The following is a 22879-nucleotide window of genomic DNA, read 5'->3' as shown; positions in this document are numbered from 1 at the left end:
TGTATGACGTCGGTGATCTGTTCTGAGGTGCCCTCTAACATCATCTTCCGCTTTTCCCGTTTCCTGAATTGATCAGGTTGTGGCGAGGTACGGCTGTCATGTCTAGCAAGTAAACAGAGCTCTTGACAAGCTGTGGGGCGGTGGCTTCCATGGGGAGTCACAAGTTTGTCAATCTGTCACGGGGGTGTTCATCCAGTGACCCTGCTCACTGGCTGGCTTCAGTCTGTCCGTCCTCATCGCGGTGTCTATTTCGCCGACGACTCGGCTGGGTGGAGTTTCTATAGCTACGGGGAGATCGCGCGACGAGTGGTGGGCATTGCGACTCGATTACGTGACGCCGGAGTACGGCACAATGACGTCGTTTGTCTGATGCTGCCCACAGGCCCGGAATTCGTCAGCGCGCTCTTCGGCGTCTGGAGTGCCGGAGCGGCAGCCTGTCCGATGGCCCCACCAGGGGTCTTCGCGGCCCCGGGGCGATTCCTGGAGCATGCGCAGGAACTCCTCGCAACTGCCAAGCCCCGGGCGGTCGTCACCAGCAGAGCCTTCACGGAACTGGTCCGCACCGCCATGGACCGGGCTGATATCCACGCGCACCTCATGGCAGCAGAGGAAGCCGAGGGGTACGAGGCGAGCCCGGCAGGCATGGCTGCTCCGGCCCAGGGGCTCCCCGCAGAGGACGCCCAGGCTCGCACTGCGCTCCTTCAGTTCACATCCGGCTCCACCGGCAGCCCGCGCGGTGTGCGGATCTCCACCGCGAACCTGGTGTCCAACGTGTCGCTGATCAGGCAGTGGCTGGGTTGGGGTCCCGACGACGTCGCCGCCTCGTGGCTGCCCCTGCACCACGACATGGGACTCATCGGCTGTCTCATCACCCCGGTGGTCACCCAGACCGACCTATGGCTCATGCGTCCGGACCAGTTCCTCAGGGATCCGGCCCGCTGGTTGGCACGGTTCGGCCACGGGCAGGCGACCCTGACGGCAACTCCAAGTTTTGGACTCGCATACGCCGCCCGCCGGACAGAGCCGGCGGACCTGGCGGGGATGGACTTCTCGCGGTGGCGTTCGGCCATCGTCGCGGCCGAACCCATCGATGTACGGGCCCTGCGAGGCTTCGCGGATCTGCTCGCTCCCCAGGGGTTCCGGCTTGAGACCTTCCGGCCCGCATACGGCTTGGCGGAGGCGACACTCGCGGTCACCGGCAGCGAGCGGATCCGGGCGCCGCGACTAGTCAGGCCCAACTGGGAGACGATGCGCTTCGGAGAGCCGGTGAAGATCGAGGAAGAGAGCCCCCTGGACAACGTGACACTCGGCGACCGGCCGACGGGATGGCTGGTCGGATGCGGGAGTGCGCTGACGGACACCCGGGTCACGGTGCACGGGGCCGACGGCGCGAACCTCCCGGAGGGAACCCTCGGTGAGGTCGTCGTGCGTGGGCCCGGGGTCGCCGGCGGATACCAATCGGGCGACCCGGTTGGTTCGACGCGGATCGCGGAGGACCGGCTCGTCTCCGGTGACGCCGGATTCCTGCTCGACGGCGAACTGTTCGTTGCCGGTCGTATCGCGGACGGTCTCAAAATTCGTGGCCGCAGTGTCTACGTCGAGGATCTGGAGGTCAGGGCAGTCAGCGCCGGCGGTATCAGCAAGGGTCGGTGCGCGGTGGTGAGTTCACCGGGCCCCGGCCAGGGCGAGATCGTGGTGCTGATCGAGGCTCAGCCCGGTCCTTGGGCGGAACGGATCGCCCGCGCTCTGCGGGCGGAACTGGGTACCGGCCCGAAGATCCGTGTGGTGGGCGGAGGCCCCGGCCTGATCCGGCGCGGTACCAGCGGAAAACCACGTCGCCGGCACATGTGGGAGGAGTTCCAGTCCGGCCGCCTCGGCGGACAACTGCTCCTCGAAGAACCGGCAGACACGACGGGAAACCACCACAGATGATCCTTTCCCTGGAGTACTTACGACAACTGCTCGACGAGTCCCTGGGACACATCGACGCTCCGGAGGGCTTCGGCGCAGTGCTGGAGGGGTCGATCGCGGAAGGGTTCGGCAACGACTCCTCCGACATCGACTTCCTTCTGCTCGACCCCGGCGAGCATGCGCACCCGACGATGCCGACGGTTTTGTTCATCGACGGCCGGCGGGTGGAGATCCGGATCCGCTCCGCGGCCCAGGTCCGTGAGCAGGCGGAGCGCGTGCTGACAGAAGCCCTTGCCGGCCCCCGGCACCTCGCGCGAATCACCCTGGACGAACTGGACCGCTGCCAGCGGCTGCTCGGCGGGATCCCGCTGCTGCGGTCCGACCTGGTGGAGTCAGTACGAGCTGTACTGTCCCCCGCCGAGTTGGCCGAGGCCATCGGCCGCTGGTGCCACGTACTGGCGCTGCGCTCCGCGCGCTACGCGGTCGCGCTGCTGGCCCTCGGAGCGCGGGAGGAAGCAGTGCGGTGGGCCCGTACGGCAGTGCTGCGGGCGGCGAAGACCTGGGCTGTGCGGCACGGTGAGACCTATCTCGGCAGCAAGTGGATCTCCCAGCAGCTCGGCAGGATCAGTACGGGGGAGGAACTGAGTGCCAGGCTGTGGGCGTTGCTCGACAGGGATGGTCCAGACGACCTGTCGGACGACTCCTATGTCAAGGCCTGTCTGGAGCTGGCGGGTGAGTTCGGTGTCGCCGACCCCGTCCCGTCGGCCGAACGGGTGCAACTCGCAGCCGTCCGCACGGTGACCACCTGGCAGCTCGGCGAGAGCGTGCATGTAGTACGGGGCAGGCGCGATGTCTTCGTGCTCCGTAGCGACGCCGCCCGGGTGTGGCGGTCGCTGGCGTTCCATGTCCCCCTGCCCGTGCTGCTGGAGAGCATGGGGCCGGGGGCGGCCGCGGGGCCGCTGATCGCGCAGTTTCATCGACTCGGCCTGATCGGGCTGCGCTGGCAAGGCGGTGGAGAGATCGCTCTCACGCCGCCCACCACGCTGTCTCCGTCGGCCGTTCGGCCGGTGCTGTCGGTGGACGGAGCCGTGACCGCGGACGACGGTCCGCCCGTCTCGCTGGTGCCGCTTCCCGCCCGCCGATTCGCTGCGGCCGGGATGTCCCTGGTCTGGAGCAATGTCATGGTGGAAAACGCCCGCGAGGACATGATCGGCGCCCTTGCAGGCGAGCAGTGGGGCGTCTTCAGCTCCGCATCGCACCGCATGCTGCGCAAGGCGTGCGTCGGGCTGCTCGCCGCCTACGGGATCAACCCGGTGCCTGCAGAGGAGGAGGCACCCCTGCGAGTGCGAGAGATACCGGAGCTTCCACCGCAGGTAGGGCAGGCGATCGATGCTCTGGAGTCGGACCTGAAGGTGGCAGACCGTGCCGCCGGCACGCACAGGCTCGACGCGTTGGACGCCGTCGTTCGCTGGATCCGCGACGTGGCGGACATCGAAGGCTTTCCGTCCTCGTTCGTCTCGCCCGCGGCTTGGCGGGAGACACTGGACATCGGGTACGACTGGGTCCGCCTCGGCGCCTACCTGGACGCGGACTTCCCCATCGAGGAGGCACGGGATCTGCTCGCCTCCGGCGGCAGTCAACCCGGCCTGAAGCCGGAGCGGGACCAGGTTTCGGTGGGGCATGCAGCAGGCTAGGGGCGCGGACGGCGCACTGTACCGCTCACTTCGGGACGCGACCGACTCGATGTCCCGTTACCTCGCCGCGCGCTTTCCGCCCCGCACCCACGGCATCGCGGTGCTGGCCACCTTCGTCTGCGCTTACGCGCTGTACTGCCGGGCGGGTGGCGGGGGCGGTGGCTGGACCGCACCGGTCGGAGCGGTTTCCTTCGTCCTGTTGTTCCTGCAGATGAGGCTGATCGACGACCTCGACGACTGCGCCAGTGACGCGCAGGGGGGCAGCGTGGATGAAGTACGCAGGCGCCGGCGCGCACTGCTGTGGGCCCTGGCGTCCGTCGTCGCGGCAGTCTGCGCGCTCAACGCGCCATGGCCGGCGGCCTGCGCCCTCGCCGTCGTGGCCGTGGCCCTCACCGCCCTCACCCCGTTCGTCCTGCGGCGTTTCCTGATCTCCCGCAGATACCTGCTGGGTATCGCCTACGAGATCGGCCCGGCGATCGTGCTGCTGTACGTGTACGCCTTCTGGACGGAGACGAGCGGGCGGACCCTGCCGTTGGGCGCGGTGGTGACGGCGACCGTGCTGCTGTGGACGGGGTATGAGTTCTGGAAGTTCTCCCGCAAGATCGGCCTGGCGGAGTTCCAGCCCTACGGCCTCTCGTGGGGCGGCGCGACCGTGACCCTGCGCGTGCTCCTGGCGGCGGCTGCGGCGGCGGCCGTCCTGCTCGCCGTCCTCACCCGTGTCTCGCCCGTACTGCCGTTGTACACATGCGTCCTGTGCGCGGCCTTCGCCCTGTGGATCGCGCGTGAGCCCGCCCCGGCGGATCCCGGCAGGTACGCCCCGGTGAACCCCAGGGTTCCGCTGCCCCGATGGCGGGGTCTGCCCTTCGTGGCATTGCTGCAGGCCGGGATCGTCCTGACCGCCGTACTGCCGCTGCGCCCCTCGTGACCGGGTCGAAAGGACTTCACATGCAAGCGCCCATGGGTTGCCTCACGCACAACAGCCCGCCCGACGATGTCGACCGCCTGGCCGGTGGGAAAGGCCGAGGCCTGTACCGGCTGACCGACGCGGGGCTGCGCGTCCCGCCCTGGGCCGTGATCGGTGCCGACGTCTTCCACCGCCACTGCCTGACCGGCGGACTCACGCCAAGACTGCGGGAGTTGCTGGAGAAGTTACGCGAGCAGAACGTCGAGTCGTGCGCCCGGGAGATCGAACAGCTCATTCTCGCTCATGAGCCCGACCCCGAGACGCGGAGTGTGATCGAGGACGCCTACCGCCAAGTGGGGTCGGGCCCGGTCGCGGTGCGCTCGTCCGGAGTGGAGGAAGACGGCGAACTGGCGTCCTTCGCGGGCCAGTTCACCACCTACCTGAACATCTCCGGGTTGCCCCAGGTCGTCCGGCGAGTCCAGCAGTGCTGGGCCTCCGCATACTCCGCCCGCTGCTTGACCTACCGGCTCCGTCACGAACTCCCACCGCGTGAACTGGAGATCGCGGCGGTGATCCAGTGCATGGTGCACGCCGACCGGAGCGGCGTGCTGTTCACGGCCAACCCGGTCACCGGAAGCCGGGACGAGTTCGTGGTCAGTGCCGTCCACGGGCTGGGCGAGGGACTGGTGAGTGGAGCGGTGGACGCCGACACCGTGGTGTTCGACCGCGTCGAAGGAGCCGTCAAGAGCTCTGTTGTCGGCGAGAAACGGCAGCGGTACACCACCGCGGCGGGTCAGGACGGATACGTGGTGCGGGAGGTACCCGCGGACCAGCGGGCAGCGCCCGCCCTCACCGCAGCAGATCTCGCGCGACTACGGGAGGCCGGACGGCGTGCGGAGGAGATCTTCGGGCGCCCGCAGGACGTTGAGTGGGCCATCTCGGGCGACGACCTGTGGATTCTGCAGAGCCGTACGATCACCACGCTGCCCACTCCCGACCGGCCGCCCTCGCCTCCGGCGCACGTCGAAGAGACCGAAGACGCCGAGGAGGAGCAGGGGGAGCTGCGGATCTGGGACAACTCCAACATCATCGAGAGCTACAGCGGCATCACCGCGCCCCTCACCTTCTCCTTCGCCAGCCACGTCTACCACCGGGTCCACGTTGAGTACTGCCGTACGCTCGGACTGCCGTACGCCCAGCGCTGCGCCATGGACGACTGGCTGCGCAACCTGCTCGGCCAGTTCGGGGGCCGGGTCTATTACAACCTGTTCAACTGGTACCGGCTCGTGGGCCTGTTACCGCTGTACCGCATGAACCGCCGGGTGCTGGAGATCTCCATCGGCTCCGCGCCGCTGGATGAGGATCAGGCACAGTCGGTCAGCCCGTTGCGGTGTCGCTCCCGAGGCATCGAACGCTGGTACCGGTTCGTCATCACGCTACGTTTCCTGCGCTACTTCTTGTTCGTCCAGTGGGCGGTACGGCGCTTTCTGGCGCACTTCTACGCCGTGTACGACCGGTTCGAGGACGTCGACTACAACGGTCTTCCCGCCGAGGAAGTGCACCGCCACTTTGTGGCTCTGGAACAGGATCTGATCCTCAAATGGGGGCCGATGGCGGCGCTGGAAGCTGTCATCGGCTGGTGCTTCGGTCTGCTCCTGGCCCTGACGAAACGCTGGCTTCCTGACGCACCCCAGTGGTTCTACTGGAAGGTCGCCCGCCCGCTGGGCGAGGTCGAATCGGTGGAGCCGGCCCGCAGGCTGTCGGCGCTGGCCGAGCGGGTACGCAGGGACCCGGACCTGGAACGTATTGTCACCCAATGCGATCTGGAGGAGATCTACCAGCGGTTGTCGGCTGAGGGTCACCAGGAGATCGTGGACGAGATCGACACCTACATACGCCGTTTCGGCTACCGCAGCCTGAACGAGCTGAAGCTGGAGGAACCGGATCTGCGGCAGGATCCCACGCTGTTCTTCCGGATGCTGCGGGGTGCCCTGGACGCAACCACCACACCGGCCGGTGAGCAGGACGAGAGCGTCGGCGAGCAGGACGTCCTTGCCGTGATCGACGAGCGACTCCACGGTGTGCGGCGCATGGTCTACGCCCTCATGCGCCGCAAGACGCGCAAGGCCTTCGCGGCGCGGGAACGTGTGCGCTTCTGCCGGACCCGGGCTTTTGGCATCGTCCGCCGCATGATGCGTGCCATGGGAGCCGACCTGGCCCGCAGTGGTGCACTGGCAGCCGACCAGGACGTTTTCTATCTGCGCCTGGACGAACTGCTGGCGGGTATCGAGGGCAGGATGCCGCGGCAGGAACTGGCCGCGCTGGTGGAGTTGCGCAAGGGGCAGGAAGCGGAGTTTGCGTGCTGGGAAGCCCCTGCCCGCTTCACCACCACAGGCCCCGCCTACCGTACGGCCGATCTCAAGGCGGCCGGCTGGACACTGCGGACGGAGCCGGACTCGGACACGTTTGCGGCGAGCGGAGAGGAACTGCGCGGCACCCCGTGCGGCCCTGGTGTCGCCGAAGGAGTGGTCCGGGTGATCAGCAGCCCCCACGATGTCGGCGGCGGCGTCCTCGTCGCCTATCGCACCGATCCCGGCTGGGCGGCCGTCCTGCCGTCCGCGTCGGCGCTGCTCATCGAACGGGGCAGCCCGCTGACGCATGTGGCGATCATCGCCCGTGAGCTGCGGCTGCCGACCGTGGTCCAGATCGACGGATTGACGCGCCGTCTCAGGACAGGGATGCGCGTGCGTGTGGACGGGACGTCGGGGACGGTGACGATCCTTGATTGACCGACGGAGCGGACATGTTCGCCCCAGGGTGTTTGTGTCGCTGAACGGGGCGGACAACGTTGGCAAGAGCACCCAACTGCGCTGGCTACGGTACGGACTGCCGCGCGCGGTGAATCTGGGCACTGTGTACCGCTGGTCCCCTCGGCTGACGGCACTACGGGCGGGGGAGGAGGCCGGCACCTACGCCCGCTGGTGGTTTGAGGAAAGCAGCACGGAAGAACACGTCGATGCGCTCTTCTCCGGGCTGGTCGCACGGCGCCGGGCCAGGCCGCGGCTCTCACTGGAGGACCGCGGCCGGCCGATGCTCGTCGCCGTGTGCACCGCGACGGCGGTGGTCAAGGAGGGACTGGACCACGTCGAGGCCCTGCGGCGAGTGGAGCGCCTGAGCAGCCGGTACCTGGCCGACGGCCATCCCGATGACGACCGGCAACTCGATCTGTTGCTACGGCACGAGCGTGACCCGGACTCCGAGGCAGCGCTGGCGCTCGCCCGCGAGCCGCGTCTGTACTCCCGTTGGTACCGCCGCTATCAGCGGGTGCTGGCTGAGGTACTCGACATGCAGGAACGCCTGGGCTGTTACGACGCCGTGGTGGTCCGACGTGACCGGCCGATCCTCGACGTGCAGCGGGACCTGCGCGAGTGCCTGAGGAAACTGGATCTCGATCCACGGCCCCTGCCCGACGGTGAGCCCGGTTCCCTGTTGGTATGCCGCCGGGGTTGGGGAGGAGATTCCTCGCATACTGTCAGGCTCCGGCTCAGTGACCTTGCGAAGGACGCCTCCGTGCGCGGCTGGACGAGCGGACCTTGGACGGCGTGGGAACCGCAGGAGACGGCGGAACTCGTCAGCGAGGAACTGCTCCACCGCGACGTGCGGGGGAGAAGGGTGGAGCTGTGCCTGGACAACGGGGGCGACGAAGCGCTGATGGCTCATCTCCGGAGGATCTGGGGGAGACGGTGCCGGATGCCGCGGGAGGACAGCCAACGCCGCAGGTGAAGTAGTCGTACTCCTTGTCTCCGTGCAGTTGTCGGAGGAACTGTGCAGCCGCGTTCCCTGGCGTGGTCGAACTGCGATCGCAAGTCGGCCTGGTGCAGGTGGTCGCGGGGTGGGGACTGGATTCAGCGAGCGTCGACCTGGGGGTGCTGGAAGGGGCTCCTCGGTCACCGCAAGCCACGGGCGTTGTTCCAGTGGATGCAACGGGTTCGCTGTTCGGGGAGATTATCCTCTGGGTTACCGACGGATATCTCTCGGCAATTGAATATGCGTGGTACGGGGATGAGCCGCCCAGCATACTTCCGGATATCGAAATGATCTCCATCGAGATGCGGGTGTAGCCTGATTCCTTAAGTGTTGCTGATAAGTCTTAAGGGTATGTCCTCGCCTTGGTGTTTTGATGACTCTGGGGGGCGTCTTTCTCGTGGGCTACCCCGTCAGTTCTTCGCCGTATCGCGTGTGGGAAGGCCTTGGAGAAGAAATGGGTGCGATGTCATCAACTTCGGATTTCAGGAGCCGCGTGGGAGGCAAGCAGTACATCGAGTTCGTTGAGCAAATCCGTGACAGGCCGGGCCTGTATGGACTGAATGGTACTTACCATCCGACCGTCATGCTTCTGCTCGGGTTCGACTTGGCCCGGGACGGCGACCTGCTGCGGGGTTTCAGGGAGTGGCTGGTCGTGTGCAAGGGCGAATGTTCCAGCCTCATGTGGTATGCGTTCGTTTTTCAGGAAGCGCTGCCTGGCGTCAGCCTTCGGAACTGGGGACGTCTGGAGCCGGAGCAGGACCTGCACGCGGTCGACGTCCTGTTCTCCCTGGTGCTTGAGTTCCTGCAGGAACGGGATGACGCGTAGCGCACCCCTCCTCCACGAGGACTCCCTCGACTACACCCCCCTCGCCCGCAGCGTCACCCTCGCCCGCCGCAGAGCCGCACGGCTCGTCACCGAGCGGGGGCATCCCGCCCTCGCCGGGGACGTCACGCTCGTCGTCTCGGAGTTGATGACCAACGCCCTGCTGCACGGCAGCCTCCGGGACCGGCTGATCCGCGTACGGATCTCGCTCACCGCCGCTGTACTCCGCGTCGAGGTCAGCGACCCGCGTGGGAAGCGGCTGCCGTGTCCGCGTTCGGCGGAGGACACGGACCAGTTCGGGCGTGGGCTGCTGCTGGTCGGGGCGCTCGCGGAACGGTGGGGATGCGAGCCGCGAGCCGTGGGGAAGGCGGTGTACGCGGAGTGGAGCCTCACGTCTGCCATGACGGTGACGGGCGTGATCCGCTCATGAGCGTGCTGGAGTGACGGGCTACGAGACTGCTGGCGCGGTTCTTACTCGAAGAATTTGAGGCTGTACCCGGGAGACTCCGGCGAGGACCGCGCCCGCACCCTTGCCCTGCTCCAGGGATGAACAGCGCCGAGAGCCCTGAAAACACCCTTGCCACAAGGGAGTTGACATCTTGCATATGACGTCAACGACGGCCGTTTGTCGTGGGGGTTAATGCATGTAGCGACTTACGGTCTCCGGGTGGATGACGAGACGAACCCAGTCTTCGGCCAGGATCCCGGCGAGGTCGTCGGCGCGGACCGGGTCGTCGAGGTTCCAGTAGCGAGCCGCCAGGCGGGCGGCCAGGTCGTGTGCTCCGTCGGGTTCCACCGTGGTGCGGCCGGCGACCGACAGCCAGCGCTCGCGTTCACCCACTGGGGCGGCGACGACGATCGAGGCTCGGGGGTCGCGGCGTAGGCGCCGCACTTTGAGTGTGACCGGACCGGTGAACAGTTGGATCGTGCCCTCGGCAGTGGCCTCGAACCACACCGGCCGGGGCTGTGGCGGGAGTGGCCCTCCGGCCACGGACAGGAACCCGTGCAGGGGGCGTCGGAGGAACTCGAGGTCCTGGGTGGTCAGCGAACTGGCGTCGGTGCTCATCACAGCACTTCCTATAGGCGAGGAGGAATGGTTCCGAGGTCATTGGACGAGGCTTCGACTCGTTCGGAACGGGTGTTCCGAGGACGTTGGTCAAGAAGCTCAGCCGCTGTCGGGGCGGGCTCCCCGGCGTGCAGTGCTTCCACCGATCGGCGTCCTGCGGGGCCCGGAGCCGCTGGGAGATCATCGCCGCCAGGCTCCCGCCGCTGCGGCCCGCACGACGTAGTCCTCGAAGGTCCGGGGCGCGCATCCCAGGACGGTGGCGACGCCATCCGTCGTCCCGGCGATCACCCCGCGTTCCATCAGCACGAACATCTCGGCGACGTGGTGGGCATCGTCCTCGCTCATGCCCTCCTCGACCAGCGTCGCGGCGTACTCGGCGGGGGAGATCTGCCGGTAGGTGAGGGGTCGCCCGGACGCCCGGGAGATCAGTTCGACGGCCTCGGCGAAGGTCAGTGCGCGCGGCCCGGTCAGCTCGTAGACCCGCCCGGCGTGCCGACCGGGCTCGGCGAGCACTGCGGCCGCGACGTCGGCGACGTCCTCGATGTCGATGAACGGCTCGGGAACCACACCGGCCGGAAGTGCCAGCTCGCCGGCGACCAGCGGGGCGTGGAAGACGTCGTCGTCGAAGTTCTGATCGAAGTTCGACGGCCGCAGGACGGTCCACCCAAGCGCCGAGCCGCGCACGGCATCCTCGGCCGAACGCATGTCCAGCCCGAACGTGGAGTCGCCCCAGGTGTCGGCACCGTGTCCGGAGAGCAGGACCAGGTGTTGCACTCCGGCGGCCTCGGCCCGGGCCACGAACTCGTGCACCGGGCCCGGCACGGGCGGAGGCACCACGTAGGCGACGGCGATACCCCGCAGGACCGCATCCCAGTTGCCGGGGTCGGACCAGTCGAACCGGGTCTGGCTCGATCGGGAGGCGGCGCGCACCTGCGTGCCGCGCAGCCGCAAGCGGGCGACGACTCGCCGGCCAGTCTTGCCGGTTGCGCCGAGGACGAGAGTGGTGTCGTTGCTCATGACGCCGATTGAACACGGCCGACTTGGACAAACCCATAGGCAAAAAGCCGGATCGCCTGCGTATTCGTCTAAACTTGCTGAGGTGGACGCGTTCAGTGACCTGATCCGTGGAGTGCGAGCCCACGGCTCGTTGTTCGGCAGCTCGACCCTGTCCCCGCCCTGGGCACTGCACTTCGTCGACGGCGCGCCGCTGACCCTGTGCACCGTCCTCACCGGGGCGGGCTGGATCGTGCCGGAGCACCGTCCGCCCGAGCCGCTTCGCGCCCGCGAGACGATCGTCGTGCGCGGCCCTGCGACGTTCACTTTCGTCGACGAGGTCGGCACCCGGGCCGAACCGATCGCGTGCGGCGAGCACTGCGCGACGCCCGAGCAGGGCGGGACCCGGCACCGGCGCGGCTGGAACGACCGCGGCGGGGACGCCGGTGACGGCCACGGTGCGACGACCTTGATCGTCGGCGCCTATCCCGTGCGCGGCGAGATCAGCCGCCGCCTGCTGGACGCGCTGCCCGTCGTGCTGCGCGTGGACGCCGGGGGCACGGCTGACGCAGTGCTGGACCACCTCGCCGCCGAGGTCGCCGTCGACACGCCCGGCCAACAGGTAGTACTCGACCGGCTGCTGGACTGGATGCTGGTCTGCACGCTGCGCGAGTGGTTCGACCGGCCCGGCAGCGAGCCCCCGGCCTGGTGGGCCGCCCAGCGGGACCCGGTGGTCGGCCACGCCCTGCGCCTGCTGCACGCCGATCCGGCGGCACCATGGACGGTCGCCGCGCTGGCCGAGTACACCGGGGTGTCGCGTTCGACGCTGGCCAAGCGGTTCGCCGACCTGGTTGGCGAACCGCCGCTGACCTACCTCACCTGCTGGCGCATGACGCTCGCGGCAGATCTGCTGGTCGAGCAGGAGACCGCAACCGTCGCGGATGTCGCCCGCACCGTGGGGTACGCCGACCCGTTCGGGTTCAGCGCAGCGTTCAAACGGGTCCGTGGCATCAACCCGAGCGAGTTCCGGCGCACCGCGACCACTGACTTCCCAGCGGCCGAGCGGCCCGTTCCACCCCACACCACCCCGGCCGGTTCGAACGCCTGAACATGGGGTGAGCGGCCCGGGCTCCAGCAACCCCTCCTGCTCGCCGTGCGTTTCGGAGACGGGCCTTTTCGCGAGTCCTTCACCTTTACCCCGAGGGGCAGCGCAGGTGCCCGGAGTCCGACGCGCTCTGCCGCTGACAGCCGACGCGGTTACGAAAGACCGGTGGGACGAGCTTGAAAGCTCCCCGTGTTCCAAGACCCGGCTGCCTGCCCGCAGTGCGATCGACGTCAGGTGCTGGTGAGCGGCGCAGACGGGCCCGTTTCAGTGCAGCGACGCGGTGAACTCGGCCCAGGTGGTGGGAGCGAGACGAAGTATCGGGCCGTCGGGGTCCTTGGAGTCCCGGACGGCGACGGTGTCCGGAACGTTGCGGGCGACTTCGACGCACTCGCCGCTTCCAGTGCTGTAGCTGGACTTCACGAAGTCGAAGCCGTGTATCAATGCATGTCCTCGCTGATGCTCTCGATCAGTCTGAGCGAGTCCTTGGGGGCCAGGCTCAGTCGTGCCGTGCGCTCGAAGAATGAGGTGTACGTGGCGCTCTCGGTGTCGTTCTCGACCCACACGGTAGCGGCGATGCTGTCGACGTGGACCACGTCCACAGCATCGGTCTCGGCGAACGAGAGGATGTTGAAGGAGCCGCCGACGCAAGCGTGGCCGCCCGCTCGGAAGGGCAGTACCTGGATGCGCACATTGGGGAGTTGAGCTGTCTTCAGCAGGTGCTGCAACTGTGCGCGCATCACTTCAGGGCCGCCGACCTGCTGGCGCAGTGCTCCTTCTCCGATCACCGCGTAGAAGCGCAGCGGTTCGGGTCCTGACAGGCGGTCCTGACGTTTCATCCGGACGTCGACGATCCCCTCGATCTCGTCGGGATCATTCCAAAGCCCCTCACTGACAACGATCGCCCGTGTGTACTCGGGTGTCTGCAGCAAGCCCGGGATCAGTGCCTGTTGCCAGGCTCGTACGCCGGTCGCGACGTCCTCCATGGCGATGTACTCCGCCATGGCGCCGGCCTGGGGAGTGTGCTGCCACCAGCCCTTGGCCTTACGGCGATCGCGGTCCAGCTTCGCCAACTCCAGCAGCCGGGCTACCGCCTTCGGGTCCTCCAGTCCGTAGAACTCGCAGAGCACTCGGATGTCCGGGTCCCGCATGGGCACCCAACCCTGCTCCATCTTCACGATTTTCGAGTTGGTCGCAGTGATGGTCTGAGCCGCCTGGTGCTGGGTCTTGCCCGACGCGTCGCGCAGCCGCAGCAGTTCGCCACCGAGCTTGCGTCCCAACACCGTCGACGCTCGGTTTCCGAGTTGAGCAGATCGATTCACGGCTCCAGTGTCGCTCTGCTCGCACTGCGCAGTCGACAACGTTCACTCGATGGAGACAATTGTCTCTCAGATTCTTGCACTCGCGGCAATTGGCCTACTACGTTCGGTGCCCGGTCGCCTACCCGGCGGCCTCGGTTACCGCACAGGAGGCCCGAGTCCCATGGCCGAACCCCCCACCGCATCCGAACCCCTCCTTCACGAGGACTCCCTCGACTACACCCCCCTCGCCCGCAGCGTCACCCTCGCCCGCCGCAGAGCCGCACGGCTCGTCGCCGAATGGGGGCAGCCGGCCATCGCCGGGGATGTCGCGCTCGTCGTCTCGGAGTTGATGACCAACGCCCTGCTGCACGGCAGCGTCCGGGACCGGCTGATCCGCGTACGGATCTCGCTCACCGCCGCCGTACTCCGCGTCGAGGTCAGCGACCCGCGTGGGAAGCGGCTGCCGTGTCCGCGTTCGGCGGAGGACACGGACCAGTTCGGGCGTGGGCTGCTGCTGGTCGGGGCGCTCGCGGAACGGTGGGGATGCGAGCCGCGAGCCGTGGGGAAGGCGGTGTACGCGGAGTGGAGCCTCACGTCTGCCATGACGGTGACGGGACTCGATCCACTCATGAGCGTGCAGGAGTGACGGGACTACGGGGCCGGCGCGGTTCTCACTCGAAGAACTTGAGGCTGTACCCGGTGTTGGTGGGGGCTCCGGGGACGTTGGCCCGGCGGTATGTGGTGTTGCCCCACCAGACGGCCGTGCCGGTGTAGTAGTAGCGGTTGGCCCACGAGTACGGCGTGCCCTTGGCGACCGCGTGGAACATGGTCGGGAATCGGTTGCCGGAGGGCGGGCCCGCGGTGGCGTCGCCGCGCGGCAGGACGAACGTGTGGTGGCCGGGGCCGTCGACGTTCAGTGTGGGGTCCCAGCCCGACATCATGGTCGCGGCGTGCGAGCCGAACAGGCAGCCGTTGCTCTTGTACCAGTCCCAGACGTACGTCGGATCGCCGCCGGCCCGCAGCCGCAGATCGGCGATGCAGTACTGGTTGCTCCAACTGCCGTTCGCGGAGTACGCGATGTGCAACTGCCCGTTGGGGTCGACGATCGGCTGGGGCGCCTCGTTGATGTACGGGTCGCCCACGACCCGCTCCCACGACTCGCGCGGCTGCGAGATGACGTACCGGCCGCCGGTGGTCGTGGTGGGACCGCTCATCCGGGCGATGTAGAGGTTCTGCTCGACGTTGATGTCTCCGGACCAGCCGGACCACACGAACCAGCGCTGGCCGCCGAAAGTGAAGGGCGCCCCGTCGATGGCCCACTTGTCGTCGGGCAGGGCGACCTTGGTGGCGGCGGAGTAGCCGGAGGCCGGGCTGGCCGAGCTGATGTGGTACATGCGGTGGGCCGCACTCGTACCGGCGGTGAAGTAGATGCGGTACTTGCCGTCGTGGTGCACGATCTCCGGGGCCCAGACCTCGCCGAGGCCGCCGGTGTCCCGCCACACCTGCTGCTTGGGTGCGCCGGCGATCCCCTCCAGGGTGGACGCCGACCGCACCGCGATGCCGCCGTCCACGGACTTGGCGGAGACGTAGAGGTCACCGACCTTGATGACGCTCGGGTCGGCGCCGGCGAGGGTGGTGCGGCCGAGCGTGGACAACTGGTCGTCCGCCGAGGGGGTCGCGGCTTCCGCGGGGCCGGAGGTGGTCACGGCCTGCCCGAGGGTAAGTACGGCAACGAGTCCGAGCGGAAGCAGGCCGGTGAGCCAGCGGGTGGGGGACATCAGGTTCCTCCCAGTCGTGTCCACGTCAGAGAGCGCTCTCAGAGCATCTCCGCGTAGTGACGGGCCGTCAATATGAGGGGCGACCTCGACCGGCTTCATCGCCATCAGCGTGGTGAGCAGGAAATCTGGAGGAGTTGCTCAAGCCGACAGGGCCCGGACCGCGTGTCGCGGTCCGGGCCCTGCCCCGTGCGGTGCCGCCCTGCGGCGGCGGTGCGTCAGCTCTGTGCGGTGTCGTCGCCCGCCTGCTCGGCGCCCTCAGCTGAGCCTGTCTTCTCGCGCATCTTGCGCACCAGCTCCGCCTTCTGCTCGGCTGCGCCCTGGCGGTCGAGGTTGCGGTACGGGCCGTTGTTCTGCCGTTCGGCGCGGGACAGCTTCTTGCGCTGGCCGCCACCCATGCCCACGGGGTTGTTGATGTTCTTGCTCACGGTCACGGGTTCTCCCGGTAATGATGTGAAGTGATCTACGGACTCATCGGTGGAGGACGGGCGCCGACGTCGAAGGACGTCAGCGGGGGCCCATCACGCTCTCACTCGTAAATCGGCGTCTGGAAGAACATGACAAAGACGTTACCCGGTTCCGTCAGCCCCGCGCACCAACCTTTTCGCCGCCCCGGCGTCGGCCGGGCCTTCGGCGGGCGCCCGGGGTCAGCCGCCGTAGGAGAACCTGTACCCGGTGAAGTCGGCGACATGGACGTACCCGATGCGCTGGTAGAGGGCGTTGCTGGTGGGGTTGTCCGGGTCCGTGAACAGGACGACGTCCGTCGCGCCCGCGGTCAGCGCGGCCCTGCTCGCCTCGACCGTCACGGCGCCCGCGTAGCCGCGGCCCCGGAGGTGGGCCGGGGTGTAGACGGGGTCCACCCGGACCATGCCGCCGACGATCGAGGTTGCGGCCGCCATCGAGACGGGAGTGCCGTCCGGGGCCTCCCAGAACGTGAAGTGCCTGTCGCCGAACCGCGAGTCGTCCCAGGAGCCGGCGTCGATCAGGTCGATGGAGCGCTGCTCCCCGACGTCGACACAGAACTCACGGCACCAGCGCACGACTTGCTCACGGTCCTTCCCGCCCGTGATGCGACCGCGGCCCTCCGGGCGCGACTGCGGTGGGGTGAGCGTACCGAGGCGGTAGAGATGCGTCCGCCAGAAAGGTACTGACACCGCGCTCGTGTGCCGCTGCCATGCCTCGGCGAAGGCGCCGGCGGTGTCATGGTCCGCGATGACGTTGGAGGGCGAGTGGCCGAGGCCGGCCAGGTGAGCGACGAGGGCGTCGGTCTCCTCGACGGAGAGGGGGGTGAGGCCCAGACGGCCGCGCGGAGTGAGATAGGAGATCGCGCGGACCTCGCCTCCTGACTCCAGTCGGCCGAAGACGGCCGCTTCGGCGTCGCGTTCGGCCGCCCCGCGTATCCGCAGTTTCTCGATGTCGGTCAGGGGAGTGTTGTGCAGGGCGGGGCGAGTGCGCAGGAAGTTTCCTGCTTGGGCGAGGAAGTCGTCGACGTCTTCGGTGAGTTGCCAGTCATCCGGGAGCATCCTTCAGGATCCCGAATGTTCTCGGCTCGCGCCGCTGGTATGTGCATCAGAGATGCACCGTCGCCACGACCGGTCCAACGCCTTTCAGCCATGTCTCTCTACGAGCTCTTGGCGGCCCCCTTGCTCGTGTCCGCCGCCGATGAGCTGCTCGCAGAAGGGGACGCATTGCCGGCGCCGTCGTTGTTGCATGCCGTCAGCGTCAGGCCGAGGGCCACTGCGGTCATGGTCAGTACCGAGATCTTCCGAGTGCGCATGCTGGTGTCTGTCCTCTGCGTGGGGCTGTCGCGCCGCTCCTGGGGAGCGGGCGGGCGAGTGAGCTGGACGGCTGGTCGTCCGGGTGGCTTTCTGTCCTCTCAGACAGTCGGCGTGGTCGCCCCCGTTGCATTTTGATCGTGCTCAGGACACGTTCGTGACATGACGGTGGTCGCGTTGTGATGTGCCGCAAGCGGAGCCATCGCCGCAGGTGACGGTGGTCGTAGGCCTGGTCGGCATCTCGTGGGGAGTGTGGCGGGCCGTCGTCGGCGGGGTCCATGCCGGAGGTTTCGGTGTACAGAGCGCGCCAATATGGTGGACCGATGACGTCGATCAGGAAGTTCCAAGTCACCTTCGACTGCGCGGAGCCCGAGCGCGTCGCTCGTTTCTGGTGCGAGGTGTTGGGGTACGTCGTCCCGCCGCCGCCGGAGGGGTTTGACACGTGGGACGACTTCAAGCGCTCGCAGCCACCTGAGGAGCGGGATTCATGGTTCGCCTGCAGTGATCCCTCAGGTGTCGGCCCGCGACTGTACTTTCAGCGCGTCCCCGAAGGGAAAGCTGCCAAGAACCGGCTGCATCTCGACGTGCGGGTCGGCACCGGACTCGTGGGTGAAGAGCGCCTGGCCGTACTTGAGGCCGAGTGCGCACGACTGGTCGCGCTCGGCGCGGTACACGTGCAAACACTGTTTGCCGATGGCGTCAACGAGTCGTGCATCCCGATGCAGGACATCGAGGGCAACGAGTTCTGTGTCGACTGAGGGGCCGATCAGCAGCCCTGATCCGTCCGTGCGTGACCGCGCCGTCCAGGAAGCCGGGGACATCGTGCGCGCGGTCCACCGCGAGGCTGCCGGTGGCTGACTGACGCTGGGCGCTGCGCGCGGGCCGACCGCCTTCACTCGAACGAGTGTGTCGAACGAACGAGTGTGTCGAACCGTTACGGCGGTCGCCGGGCCGCAGATGAGTGCGTGAAGCGGCAGTGGGAAGTGGGATGGATGGCAGCGGGACGGCGCCCGGATTGCTCCGGATGCCGCCCCGCACGCCCGCACGCCCGCACGTATGAGAAAGGTCTCGCCGCTACTTCGTCGCATTTGACGGTACGACCGCCGGCGGTGCCAGTGGGGACGCTGCCTGTGACTGGGCGGACCCTGTGTTGGAGTAGGCCGACGGGGCCGCCATGCCTGCTGTCGGGTCGGGGGCCGGTTCGTTGTCCGGCTGGGCCGGGAGGCCGCCCACGATGCGGATGTCCGCCCGGTCGAAGGCCTGCTTGATGCGCCAGCGCAGTTCGCGTTCCACCGTGAGGGCCTTGCCCGGCATCGTCTTGGCGGAGACGCGGACGACCATCGAGTCCAGGATCACGCTGTCGAGGCCGAGGACCTCTATCGGGCCCCACAGACGCTCGTTCCAGGGCTCGGCCTTGCTCATCGCCTCGCCGACCTCGGCCAGCACCGCACGGACGCGGTCGAGGTCCTCGTCGGAGCGGACCGTGACGTCGACGCCCGCCGTGGCCCAGCCCTGGGAGAGGTTGCCGATGCGCTTGACCTCGCCGTTGCGGACGTACCAGATCTCGCCGTTGTCGCCCCGGAGCTTGGTGACCCTCAGGCCCACCTCGATGACCTCGCCGGAGGCCACGCCCGCGTCGACCGTGTCGCCCACGCCGTACTGGTCCTCCAGGATCATGAAGACGCCGGAGAGGAAGTCGGTCACCAGGTTGCGGGCGCCGAAACCGATCGCCACACCCGCCACACCGGCGGAGGCCAGCAGTGGCGCCAGGTTGATCTGGAACGTGCCGAGGATCATCAGCGCCGCTGTGCTCATGATCGTGAAGGACGCGACCGAACGGAGCACCGAGCCGATGGCCTGGGAGCGCTGGCGGCGGCGTTCGACGTTGACCAGGAGGCCGCCGAGTGCCGTGCCGTCGACCGCCTGGGCCGTTCGGTTCATGCGGTCGATGAACTTCGTGATGGTCCGCCGGATGGCCACTCTGAGCGCCACGGCTATGACCATGATGAGCAGCACCCGCAGTCCGATGCTGAGCCATGTGGACCAGTTCTGTTCGACCCAGCTCGCGGCGTTGTTCGCGCCTTCCTGGGCGTCCTGGAGCGTCGGCGACGTCGGTTCCTCGGTGGGATCGGCGGCCGACAGGACGGACAAGAACACGGCAGGTACCTCCAGGCGTAGCGGTCCGCCCGGGGCAGGGATATCGGATGGAGTGCCGTTGGGCGGAAACACCACACTAACGGGGCACCGTGTGCGGATCGTTGCAATGTTCGAGGGAGAGACTGTGCTCACCTGGGGATGAACAAGGTGACGAACAAGGTGTGGTCGAAAACACTCCCAGCCCGTTACGGGGACATGGTGGCGCTTCCACCAGGCATGAGGGGAGACTGACTACAGATCGTCCCGGCGCGAGCCACGCGCCGCCGGCGTACAAGGAGGCCATCCGTGCCGCATGTCCTGGTCCTCAACGCGTCGTACGAGCCCCTCGGCGTCGTACCGCTCCGCCGTGCGCTCGTCCTCGTCCTCGAGAACAAGGCTGTCAGTCTTGAGGAATCCGGCGCCTTCATGCACAGCGCGACCGTCACTGTCGCCGCGCCCAGCGTGGTCCGGCTGAAAAGGTTCGTGCGGGTCCCTTACCGGGGGCCCGTTCCGCTGACCCGCCGGGCGCTGTTCGCCCGGGACGGCGGCCGGTGCATGTACTGCGGTGGCGTCGCAACCAGCGTCGACCACGTCATCCCGCGCAGCCGCGGGGGTCAGCACGTCTGGGACAACGTGGTGGCGTCCTGCCGCCGCTGCAACCACACCAAGGCCGACCGACACCTGGTCGAGATCGGCTGGCGCCTGCGCCACAAACCCGCCCCGCCGTCGGGGCTCGCGTGGCGCATCATCGGGACCGGGCACAGGGATCCGCGCTGGATGCCCTACTTGCAGCCGTACGGCGCGGAGGACGCGATGGCCCGGATCGACGGCATTTCCGCCTGACGACCCGGGCCTTCGTCTTGCCCCCGGTGGCGCTGGTGCCGCAGTCCTGCGGCATTCCAGCGGCCTTTCAGCGGCACTGGTGCGGCTAGGCGAAGCGCAGCTCCGCCGGAGCGGCCGAGCGTCGCAGCAGCGGGAGTGAGGTCGCGGCGGCGAGCAGACAGGCCGCGTACCCGGCAACGGGCACGAGCAGCGGCACCAGCAGGGGGATCGCCGCGGCCTCCACGACCGTTCCGTACGCGACGTACACCGCCGTGCCGCCGAAGGCCGCGAGCAGCATCGCCGGGGCCAGCGGCAGCGCGGTCTCCAGCAGCAGCGCCCGGCCGAGCACCTTCAGCGGTACGCCCGCCGCGGCCTGCGCGGCGAGGCCCCGGCGCCGGGTGGCGAGCGACTCGGCGGTGCCCACCGCAAGGCCGGCCAGGCTGATCAGCAGCGCCACCAGGACGGCGGCGCCCGCCAGGTTGACGCCGGTGGTGTAGAACGCCACGTCCTCGGGGCTGTACGGCCGGCTCTCCCGCGGGTGGTGCACGGAGTCAAGGAACATCTGGCGTACGCCCATGAAGCCCACGCCCACCACGGCCACCAGGAGGACGGCGGCGTGCGTGCGCGCGGTGGCCCACGGGTCGGCCCGGAGCCGTTCGGCGGCGAGCAGGATCGCGGGGTTCCCGGTCCGCGCGGCGAGCCGCCCGCCGGTGGCCCGTGCGGTGATTCCGGCGACCGCCACCGCGCCCGCACCGGTCAGGGCCACTGTGGAGAACACCAGCAGGGGGAGCGCGCCGGTCTCCGGTCCGGTGCTCCGCATGGTGATCAGCAGGGCGGCCGGGCCCACCAGCACCGCCGGCACCACAAGGGCGAGGACGGCGACCCTGCCGTGGCCCGGCCGCACCCGGCGCACCCAGCCGAGCGGCGAGGCCACGACCCGGCGCAGCGCGACCACACTCACCAGCACGGCGAGGAGCGGCACGGCGAGCGTCACCAGGACGAAGCCGGCCCAGGCCGGGAGTGGAAGCCCCTGCTGCACCGTGTTCAGCAGGAGAAGCGCGGAGAACACCGCGGCGACCGCCGCCCCCAGCAGGCAGGCGAGGCCGGACTCCAGGGCCGCGATGTGCCGAACCTGCCTCGACGTCGCCCCGGCGAGACGCAGCCCGGCCATCCTGCGGTCGCGGTGCACGGCGCCGATACGGGCGCACTGGCCGAGGAAGCCGAGCACCGGCACCCACAGGAGCAGCAGCGTCGCCACCACTCCGGCGCGCTGTCCCGGCTGGTTCAGGAGTCCGTGGAAGTACGGGGTGTGCGCCTGCCCTCGTACCGAGGCGATCGCGACCGCCGCGAGCCCGAGGCCGGTGGCCAGGGCGGCTCCCACCGCCGTCAGCAGCACCCGCCACCACTCCCGCCGGTCCGAGCCGCGCGTCAGCAGCCACGCCAGGTTGAGGTTCCCGGTCATCGGGTCACCTTCAGGGCCGCCGCCACGTCCTCGGCGACGGTCCCGTCGCGCAGCCACACCTCGCGGTCCGCGTACGCCGCCACCTGCGCGTCGTGCGTGATCAGGAGCACGGCCGCGCCGGTCTCCCGGGCCGTGTGCACCAGCGCCGTCATCACCTGCTCGCTCGCGAGGGAGTCGAGCGCGCCGGTGGGCTCGTCGGCGAAGACGACCTTCGGGCCGGTCACCAGCGCCCGTGCCAGCGAGACCCGTTGGGCCTGGCCGCCGCTCATCTCTCCGGGCCGCAGCGCCTCCTGGCCGCGTACGCCGAACCGCTCCAGCCACTCACCCGCCCGCTCATGGGAGTCCTTGCGGGAGGCTCCCGCGAGCAGCAGCGGCAGCGCCACGTTGTCGAGCGCCGTCAGCTCGGGAATCAGTTGCCCGAACTGGAACACCACGCCGAACTCAGTACGCCGCAGCTCGCTCAGCCGTCCCTCCGGCAGCTGGTCCAGGCGTTGCTCGGCGTAGACGACCGAGCCCTCGTCGGGCCGGACGATCCCGGCCAGGCAGTGCAGCAGCGTGGATTTGCCGCTGCCGCTCGCGCCGGTGACGGCGAGGATCTCTCCCGCTTGCAGCTCCACACAGGCGCCGCTCAGGGCCCGGGCCCTGCCGTGCGCTTTGGAGAGTCCCCGCGCCGCCAGGATCGGTACGGCCTTGTGCGTACTGCTCATGCTGGATCGACCTCCGCGGTCAGAGTGGTGAGCCGGGCCGCGGTGGTGGTCATCCAGCGCAGATCGGCGTCGAGGTGGTTGAGGGCGTAGTCGGCCGAGAGGACTGTCGAGAGGTCGGCGCCCGGCGTGGTCTTGACCGCCGTGAGTTCCCTCATCCGGGTCATGTGCGCCGTGCGCTGGGCACTCAGATAGCCGGCCGCGTCGGCTGCGGAGGCCGGGCCGGCCGGGTCGGCCGAGGCGAGGATCGCGCAGACGACCTTGGCGAAGATCTCGTTCGTCACGAAGGGCGCGGGCGGGGTGATCTCGCCCGTCCAGCCGACGAGTTCCCTCGCTCCCTCGGCGGTGGACCGGTACAGCGTCCGTTCCGGGCCGCCGTCCGAGTCGGTCCTGTCGACCTCGGCGAGTCCGTCGCGGACCAGCCGCTGCAAGGTCGTATAGACCTGGCCGTACGCCAGTGGGCGGGCCTGCGGGAAGCGCTCGTCGTGCCGTCGCTTGAGGTCGTAGCCATGGCTCGGACCTCTGGCGAGCAGCCCCAACAGGATGTGGCGGGTGCTCATGCCGGCCATTATGCACTCAGTATATGTAGCGAGTGAATAGTTAC

The 22879-nt window shown here is 68.5% G+C and carries 24 protein-coding genes; 12 read left to right on the top strand and 12 right to left on the bottom strand.

Annotation, left to right across the window (positions count from 1 at the left end; translation table 11 throughout):
• Nucleotides 1-132 precede the first annotated feature (132 nt).
• The 8 genes from AB0D14_RS16575 (at nt 133) to AB0D14_RS16540 (ending at nt 9569) form a co-directional block, all read left to right on the top strand.
• Nucleotides 133-1932: an AMP-binding protein gene (locus tag AB0D14_RS16575; RefSeq protein WP_362779263.1), complete on the top strand. Its 1800-nt coding sequence runs from the start codon at nt 133-135 to the stop codon at nt 1930-1932.
• Nucleotides 1929-3605: a hypothetical protein gene (locus tag AB0D14_RS16570; protein WP_362779261.1), complete on the top strand. Its 1677-nt coding sequence runs from the start codon at nt 1929-1931 to the stop codon at nt 3603-3605. Before AB0D14_RS16575 ends, AB0D14_RS16570 begins: the two co-directional genes overlap by 4 nt.
• On the top strand, nt 3592-4530 hold the full coding sequence (locus AB0D14_RS16565; protein ID WP_362779259.1) for a hypothetical protein: 939 nt from the start codon (nt 3592-3594) through the stop codon (nt 4528-4530). The genes AB0D14_RS16570 and AB0D14_RS16565 overlap by 14 nt, the downstream gene beginning before the upstream one ends.
• A 20-nt stretch (nt 4531-4550) precedes the next feature.
• The gene (locus tag AB0D14_RS16560; protein WP_362779257.1) at nt 4551-7298 is read left to right on the top strand and encodes a phosphoenolpyruvate synthase; all 2748 of its coding nucleotides are present in this window, start codon (nt 4551-4553) and stop codon (nt 7296-7298) included.
• 109 nt (nt 7299-7407) lie between these two features.
• Complete coding sequence (locus tag AB0D14_RS16555; protein WP_362779254.1) at nt 7408-8292, top strand: hypothetical protein; 885 nt, start codon at nt 7408-7410, stop codon at nt 8290-8292.
• Between the two features lie 62 nt (nt 8293-8354).
• Nucleotides 8355-8630 carry a hypothetical protein gene (locus tag AB0D14_RS16550; RefSeq protein WP_362779252.1) on the top strand — a complete coding sequence of 92 codons (276 nt, stop codon included), beginning with the start codon at nt 8355-8357 and terminating at the stop codon, nt 8628-8630.
• A 179-nt stretch (nt 8631-8809) separates the two neighbouring features.
• Nucleotides 8810-9142, top strand: a complete 333-nt coding sequence (locus AB0D14_RS16545) for a hypothetical protein (RefSeq protein ID WP_362779250.1) — start codon at nt 8810-8812, stop codon at nt 9140-9142.
• On the top strand, nt 9132-9569 hold the full coding sequence (locus AB0D14_RS16540; RefSeq protein ID WP_362779248.1) for an ATP-binding protein: 438 nt from the start codon (nt 9132-9134) through the stop codon (nt 9567-9569). Before AB0D14_RS16545 ends, AB0D14_RS16540 begins: the two co-directional genes overlap by 11 nt.
• Before the next feature lie 207 nt (nt 9570-9776).
• Here the strand turns inward: AB0D14_RS16540 and AB0D14_RS16535 are convergent, their stop codons facing one another.
• Entirely contained in the window at nt 9777-10205 is a 429-nt protein-coding gene (locus AB0D14_RS16535) for a pyridoxamine 5'-phosphate oxidase family protein (protein WP_362779246.1), read from the bottom strand.
• Nucleotides 10206-10385: 180 nt separating this feature from the next.
• Entirely contained in the window at nt 10386-11222 is an 837-nt protein-coding gene (locus AB0D14_RS16530; protein ID WP_362779244.1) for an NAD(P)H-binding protein, read from the bottom strand.
• Nucleotides 11223-11304: 82 nt separating this feature from the next.
• Here AB0D14_RS16530 and AB0D14_RS16525 point away from each other — a divergent pair, with 82 nt between their 5' ends.
• Nucleotides 11305-12306: an AraC family transcriptional regulator gene (locus AB0D14_RS16525; RefSeq protein WP_362779242.1), complete on the top strand. Its 1002-nt coding sequence runs from the start codon at nt 11305-11307 to the stop codon at nt 12304-12306.
• A 261-nt stretch (nt 12307-12567) separates the two neighbouring features.
• On the opposite strand, the gene AB0D14_RS16520 is transcribed toward AB0D14_RS16525, so the two are convergent.
• Both AB0D14_RS16520 and AB0D14_RS16515 read right to left on the bottom strand, forming a co-directional pair.
• A complete protein-coding gene (locus AB0D14_RS16520) occupies nt 12568-12741 on the bottom strand; it encodes a DUF397 domain-containing protein (protein WP_362779347.1) in 174 nt (57 codons plus the stop codon).
• On the bottom strand, nt 12741-13580 hold the full coding sequence (locus AB0D14_RS16515; protein WP_362779240.1) for a helix-turn-helix transcriptional regulator: 840 nt from the start codon (nt 13578-13580) through the stop codon (nt 12741-12743). The genes AB0D14_RS16520 and AB0D14_RS16515 overlap by 1 nt, the downstream gene beginning before the upstream one ends.
• A 202-nt stretch (nt 13581-13782) precedes the next feature.
• On the opposite strand from AB0D14_RS16515, the gene AB0D14_RS16510 reads away from it, so the two are divergent.
• Nucleotides 13783-14247, top strand: coding sequence for an ATP-binding protein (locus tag AB0D14_RS16510; protein ID WP_362779238.1), 465 nt, complete (start codon nt 13783-13785; stop codon nt 14245-14247).
• A gap of 25 nt (nt 14248-14272) precedes the next feature.
• Here AB0D14_RS16510 and AB0D14_RS16505 read toward each other — a convergent pair whose 3' ends face one another.
• From AB0D14_RS16505 to AB0D14_RS16490, 4 genes are all read right to left on the bottom strand, one after another.
• A complete protein-coding gene (locus AB0D14_RS16505; protein WP_362779235.1) occupies nt 14273-15379 on the bottom strand; it encodes a glycoside hydrolase family 43 protein in 1107 nt (368 codons plus the stop codon).
• 215 nt (nt 15380-15594) lie between these two features.
• Nucleotides 15595-15810: a DUF6243 family protein gene (locus AB0D14_RS16500; RefSeq protein WP_362779232.1), complete on the bottom strand. Its 216-nt coding sequence runs from the start codon at nt 15808-15810 to the stop codon at nt 15595-15597.
• 213 nt (nt 15811-16023) lie between these two features.
• Nucleotides 16024-16899: a GNAT family N-acetyltransferase gene (locus AB0D14_RS16495; protein WP_362779229.1), complete on the bottom strand. Its 876-nt coding sequence runs from the start codon at nt 16897-16899 to the stop codon at nt 16024-16026.
• A 98-nt stretch (nt 16900-16997) separates the two neighbouring features.
• Nucleotides 16998-17153: a hypothetical protein gene (locus tag AB0D14_RS16490; protein WP_362779226.1), complete on the bottom strand. Its 156-nt coding sequence runs from the start codon at nt 17151-17153 to the stop codon at nt 16998-17000.
• A 321-nt stretch (nt 17154-17474) separates the two neighbouring features.
• Between AB0D14_RS16490 and AB0D14_RS16485 the strand changes: the two genes are divergently transcribed.
• Nucleotides 17475-17909, top strand: coding sequence for a VOC family protein (locus AB0D14_RS16485; RefSeq protein WP_362779224.1), 435 nt, complete (start codon nt 17475-17477; stop codon nt 17907-17909).
• A 316-nt stretch (nt 17910-18225) separates the two neighbouring features.
• Here the strand turns inward: AB0D14_RS16485 and AB0D14_RS16480 are convergent, their stop codons facing one another.
• Nucleotides 18226-19308, bottom strand: coding sequence for a mechanosensitive ion channel family protein (locus AB0D14_RS16480; protein WP_362779221.1), 1083 nt, complete (start codon nt 19306-19308; stop codon nt 18226-18228).
• A 285-nt stretch (nt 19309-19593) separates the two neighbouring features.
• On the opposite strand from AB0D14_RS16480, the gene AB0D14_RS16475 reads away from it, so the two are divergent.
• Entirely contained in the window at nt 19594-20130 is a 537-nt protein-coding gene (locus AB0D14_RS16475) for an HNH endonuclease (RefSeq protein ID WP_362779220.1), read from the top strand.
• Between the two features lie 85 nt (nt 20131-20215).
• Here the strand turns inward: AB0D14_RS16475 and AB0D14_RS16470 are convergent, their stop codons facing one another.
• From AB0D14_RS16470 to AB0D14_RS16460, 3 genes are read right to left on the bottom strand one after another with little or no spacing between them, the layout of a single operon-like run.
• Entirely contained in the window at nt 20216-21571 is a 1356-nt protein-coding gene (locus AB0D14_RS16470) for an FtsX-like permease family protein (protein WP_362779217.1), read from the bottom strand.
• Entirely contained in the window at nt 21568-22278 is a 711-nt protein-coding gene (locus AB0D14_RS16465; RefSeq protein WP_362779215.1) for an ABC transporter ATP-binding protein, read from the bottom strand. Before AB0D14_RS16465 ends, AB0D14_RS16470 begins: the two co-directional genes overlap by 4 nt.
• Nucleotides 22275-22835 (bottom strand): PadR family transcriptional regulator, encoded by a 561-nt coding sequence (locus AB0D14_RS16460; RefSeq protein WP_362779213.1) that lies wholly within the window; start codon nt 22833-22835, stop codon nt 22275-22277. The genes AB0D14_RS16465 and AB0D14_RS16460 overlap by 4 nt, the downstream gene beginning before the upstream one ends.
• Nucleotides 22836-22879 lie beyond the last annotated feature (44 nt).

The sequence above is a fragment of the Streptomyces sp. NPDC048484 genome (assembly GCF_040651415.1).
In the GTDB taxonomy this organism is placed as follows: Bacteria; Actinomycetota; Actinomycetes; order Streptomycetales; family Streptomycetaceae; genus Streptomyces.
This window is presented reverse-complemented; position numbering and strand designations above follow the sequence as displayed.

What these genes read in the sequence shown, in the direction of transcription:
- AB0D14_RS16570 (WP_362779261.1), top strand. Translation starts at nt 1,929, where the DNA reads ATGATCCTTTCCCTGGAGTACTTACGACAACTGCTCGACGAGTCCCTG.
- AB0D14_RS16565 (WP_362779259.1), top strand. Translation starts at nt 3,592, where the DNA reads ATGCAGCAGGCTAGGGGCGCGGACGGCGCACTGTACCGCTCACTTCGG.
- AB0D14_RS16560 (WP_362779257.1), top strand. Translation starts at nt 4,551, where the DNA reads ATGCAAGCGCCCATGGGTTGCCTCACGCACAACAGCCCGCCCGACGAT.
- AB0D14_RS16540 (WP_362779248.1), top strand. Translation starts at nt 9,132, where the DNA reads ATGACGCGTAGCGCACCCCTCCTCCACGAGGACTCCCTCGACTACACC.
- AB0D14_RS16535 (WP_362779246.1), bottom strand. Translation starts at nt 10,205, where the DNA reads ATGAGCACCGACGCCAGTTCGCTGACCACCCAGGACCTCGAGTTCCTC.
- AB0D14_RS16530 (WP_362779244.1), bottom strand. Translation starts at nt 11,222, where the DNA reads ATGAGCAACGACACCACTCTCGTCCTCGGCGCAACCGGCAAGACTGGC.
- AB0D14_RS16510 (WP_362779238.1), top strand. Translation starts at nt 13,783, where the DNA reads ATGGCCGAACCCCCCACCGCATCCGAACCCCTCCTTCACGAGGACTCC.
- AB0D14_RS16505 (WP_362779235.1), bottom strand. Translation starts at nt 15,379, where the DNA reads ATGTCCCCCACCCGCTGGCTCACCGGCCTGCTTCCGCTCGGACTCGTT.
- AB0D14_RS16495 (WP_362779229.1), bottom strand. Translation starts at nt 16,899, where the DNA reads ATGCTCCCGGATGACTGGCAACTCACCGAAGACGTCGACGACTTCCTC.
- AB0D14_RS16490 (WP_362779226.1), bottom strand. Translation starts at nt 17,153, where the DNA reads ATGCGCACTCGGAAGATCTCGGTACTGACCATGACCGCAGTGGCCCTC.
- AB0D14_RS16485 (WP_362779224.1), top strand. Translation starts at nt 17,475, where the DNA reads ATGACGTCGATCAGGAAGTTCCAAGTCACCTTCGACTGCGCGGAGCCC.
- AB0D14_RS16470 (WP_362779217.1), bottom strand. Translation starts at nt 21,571, where the DNA reads ATGACCGGGAACCTCAACCTGGCGTGGCTGCTGACGCGCGGCTCGGAC.
- AB0D14_RS16465 (WP_362779215.1), bottom strand. Translation starts at nt 22,278, where the DNA reads ATGAGCAGTACGCACAAGGCCGTACCGATCCTGGCGGCGCGGGGACTC.
- AB0D14_RS16460 (WP_362779213.1), bottom strand. Translation starts at nt 22,835, where the DNA reads ATGAGCACCCGCCACATCCTGTTGGGGCTGCTCGCCAGAGGTCCGAGC.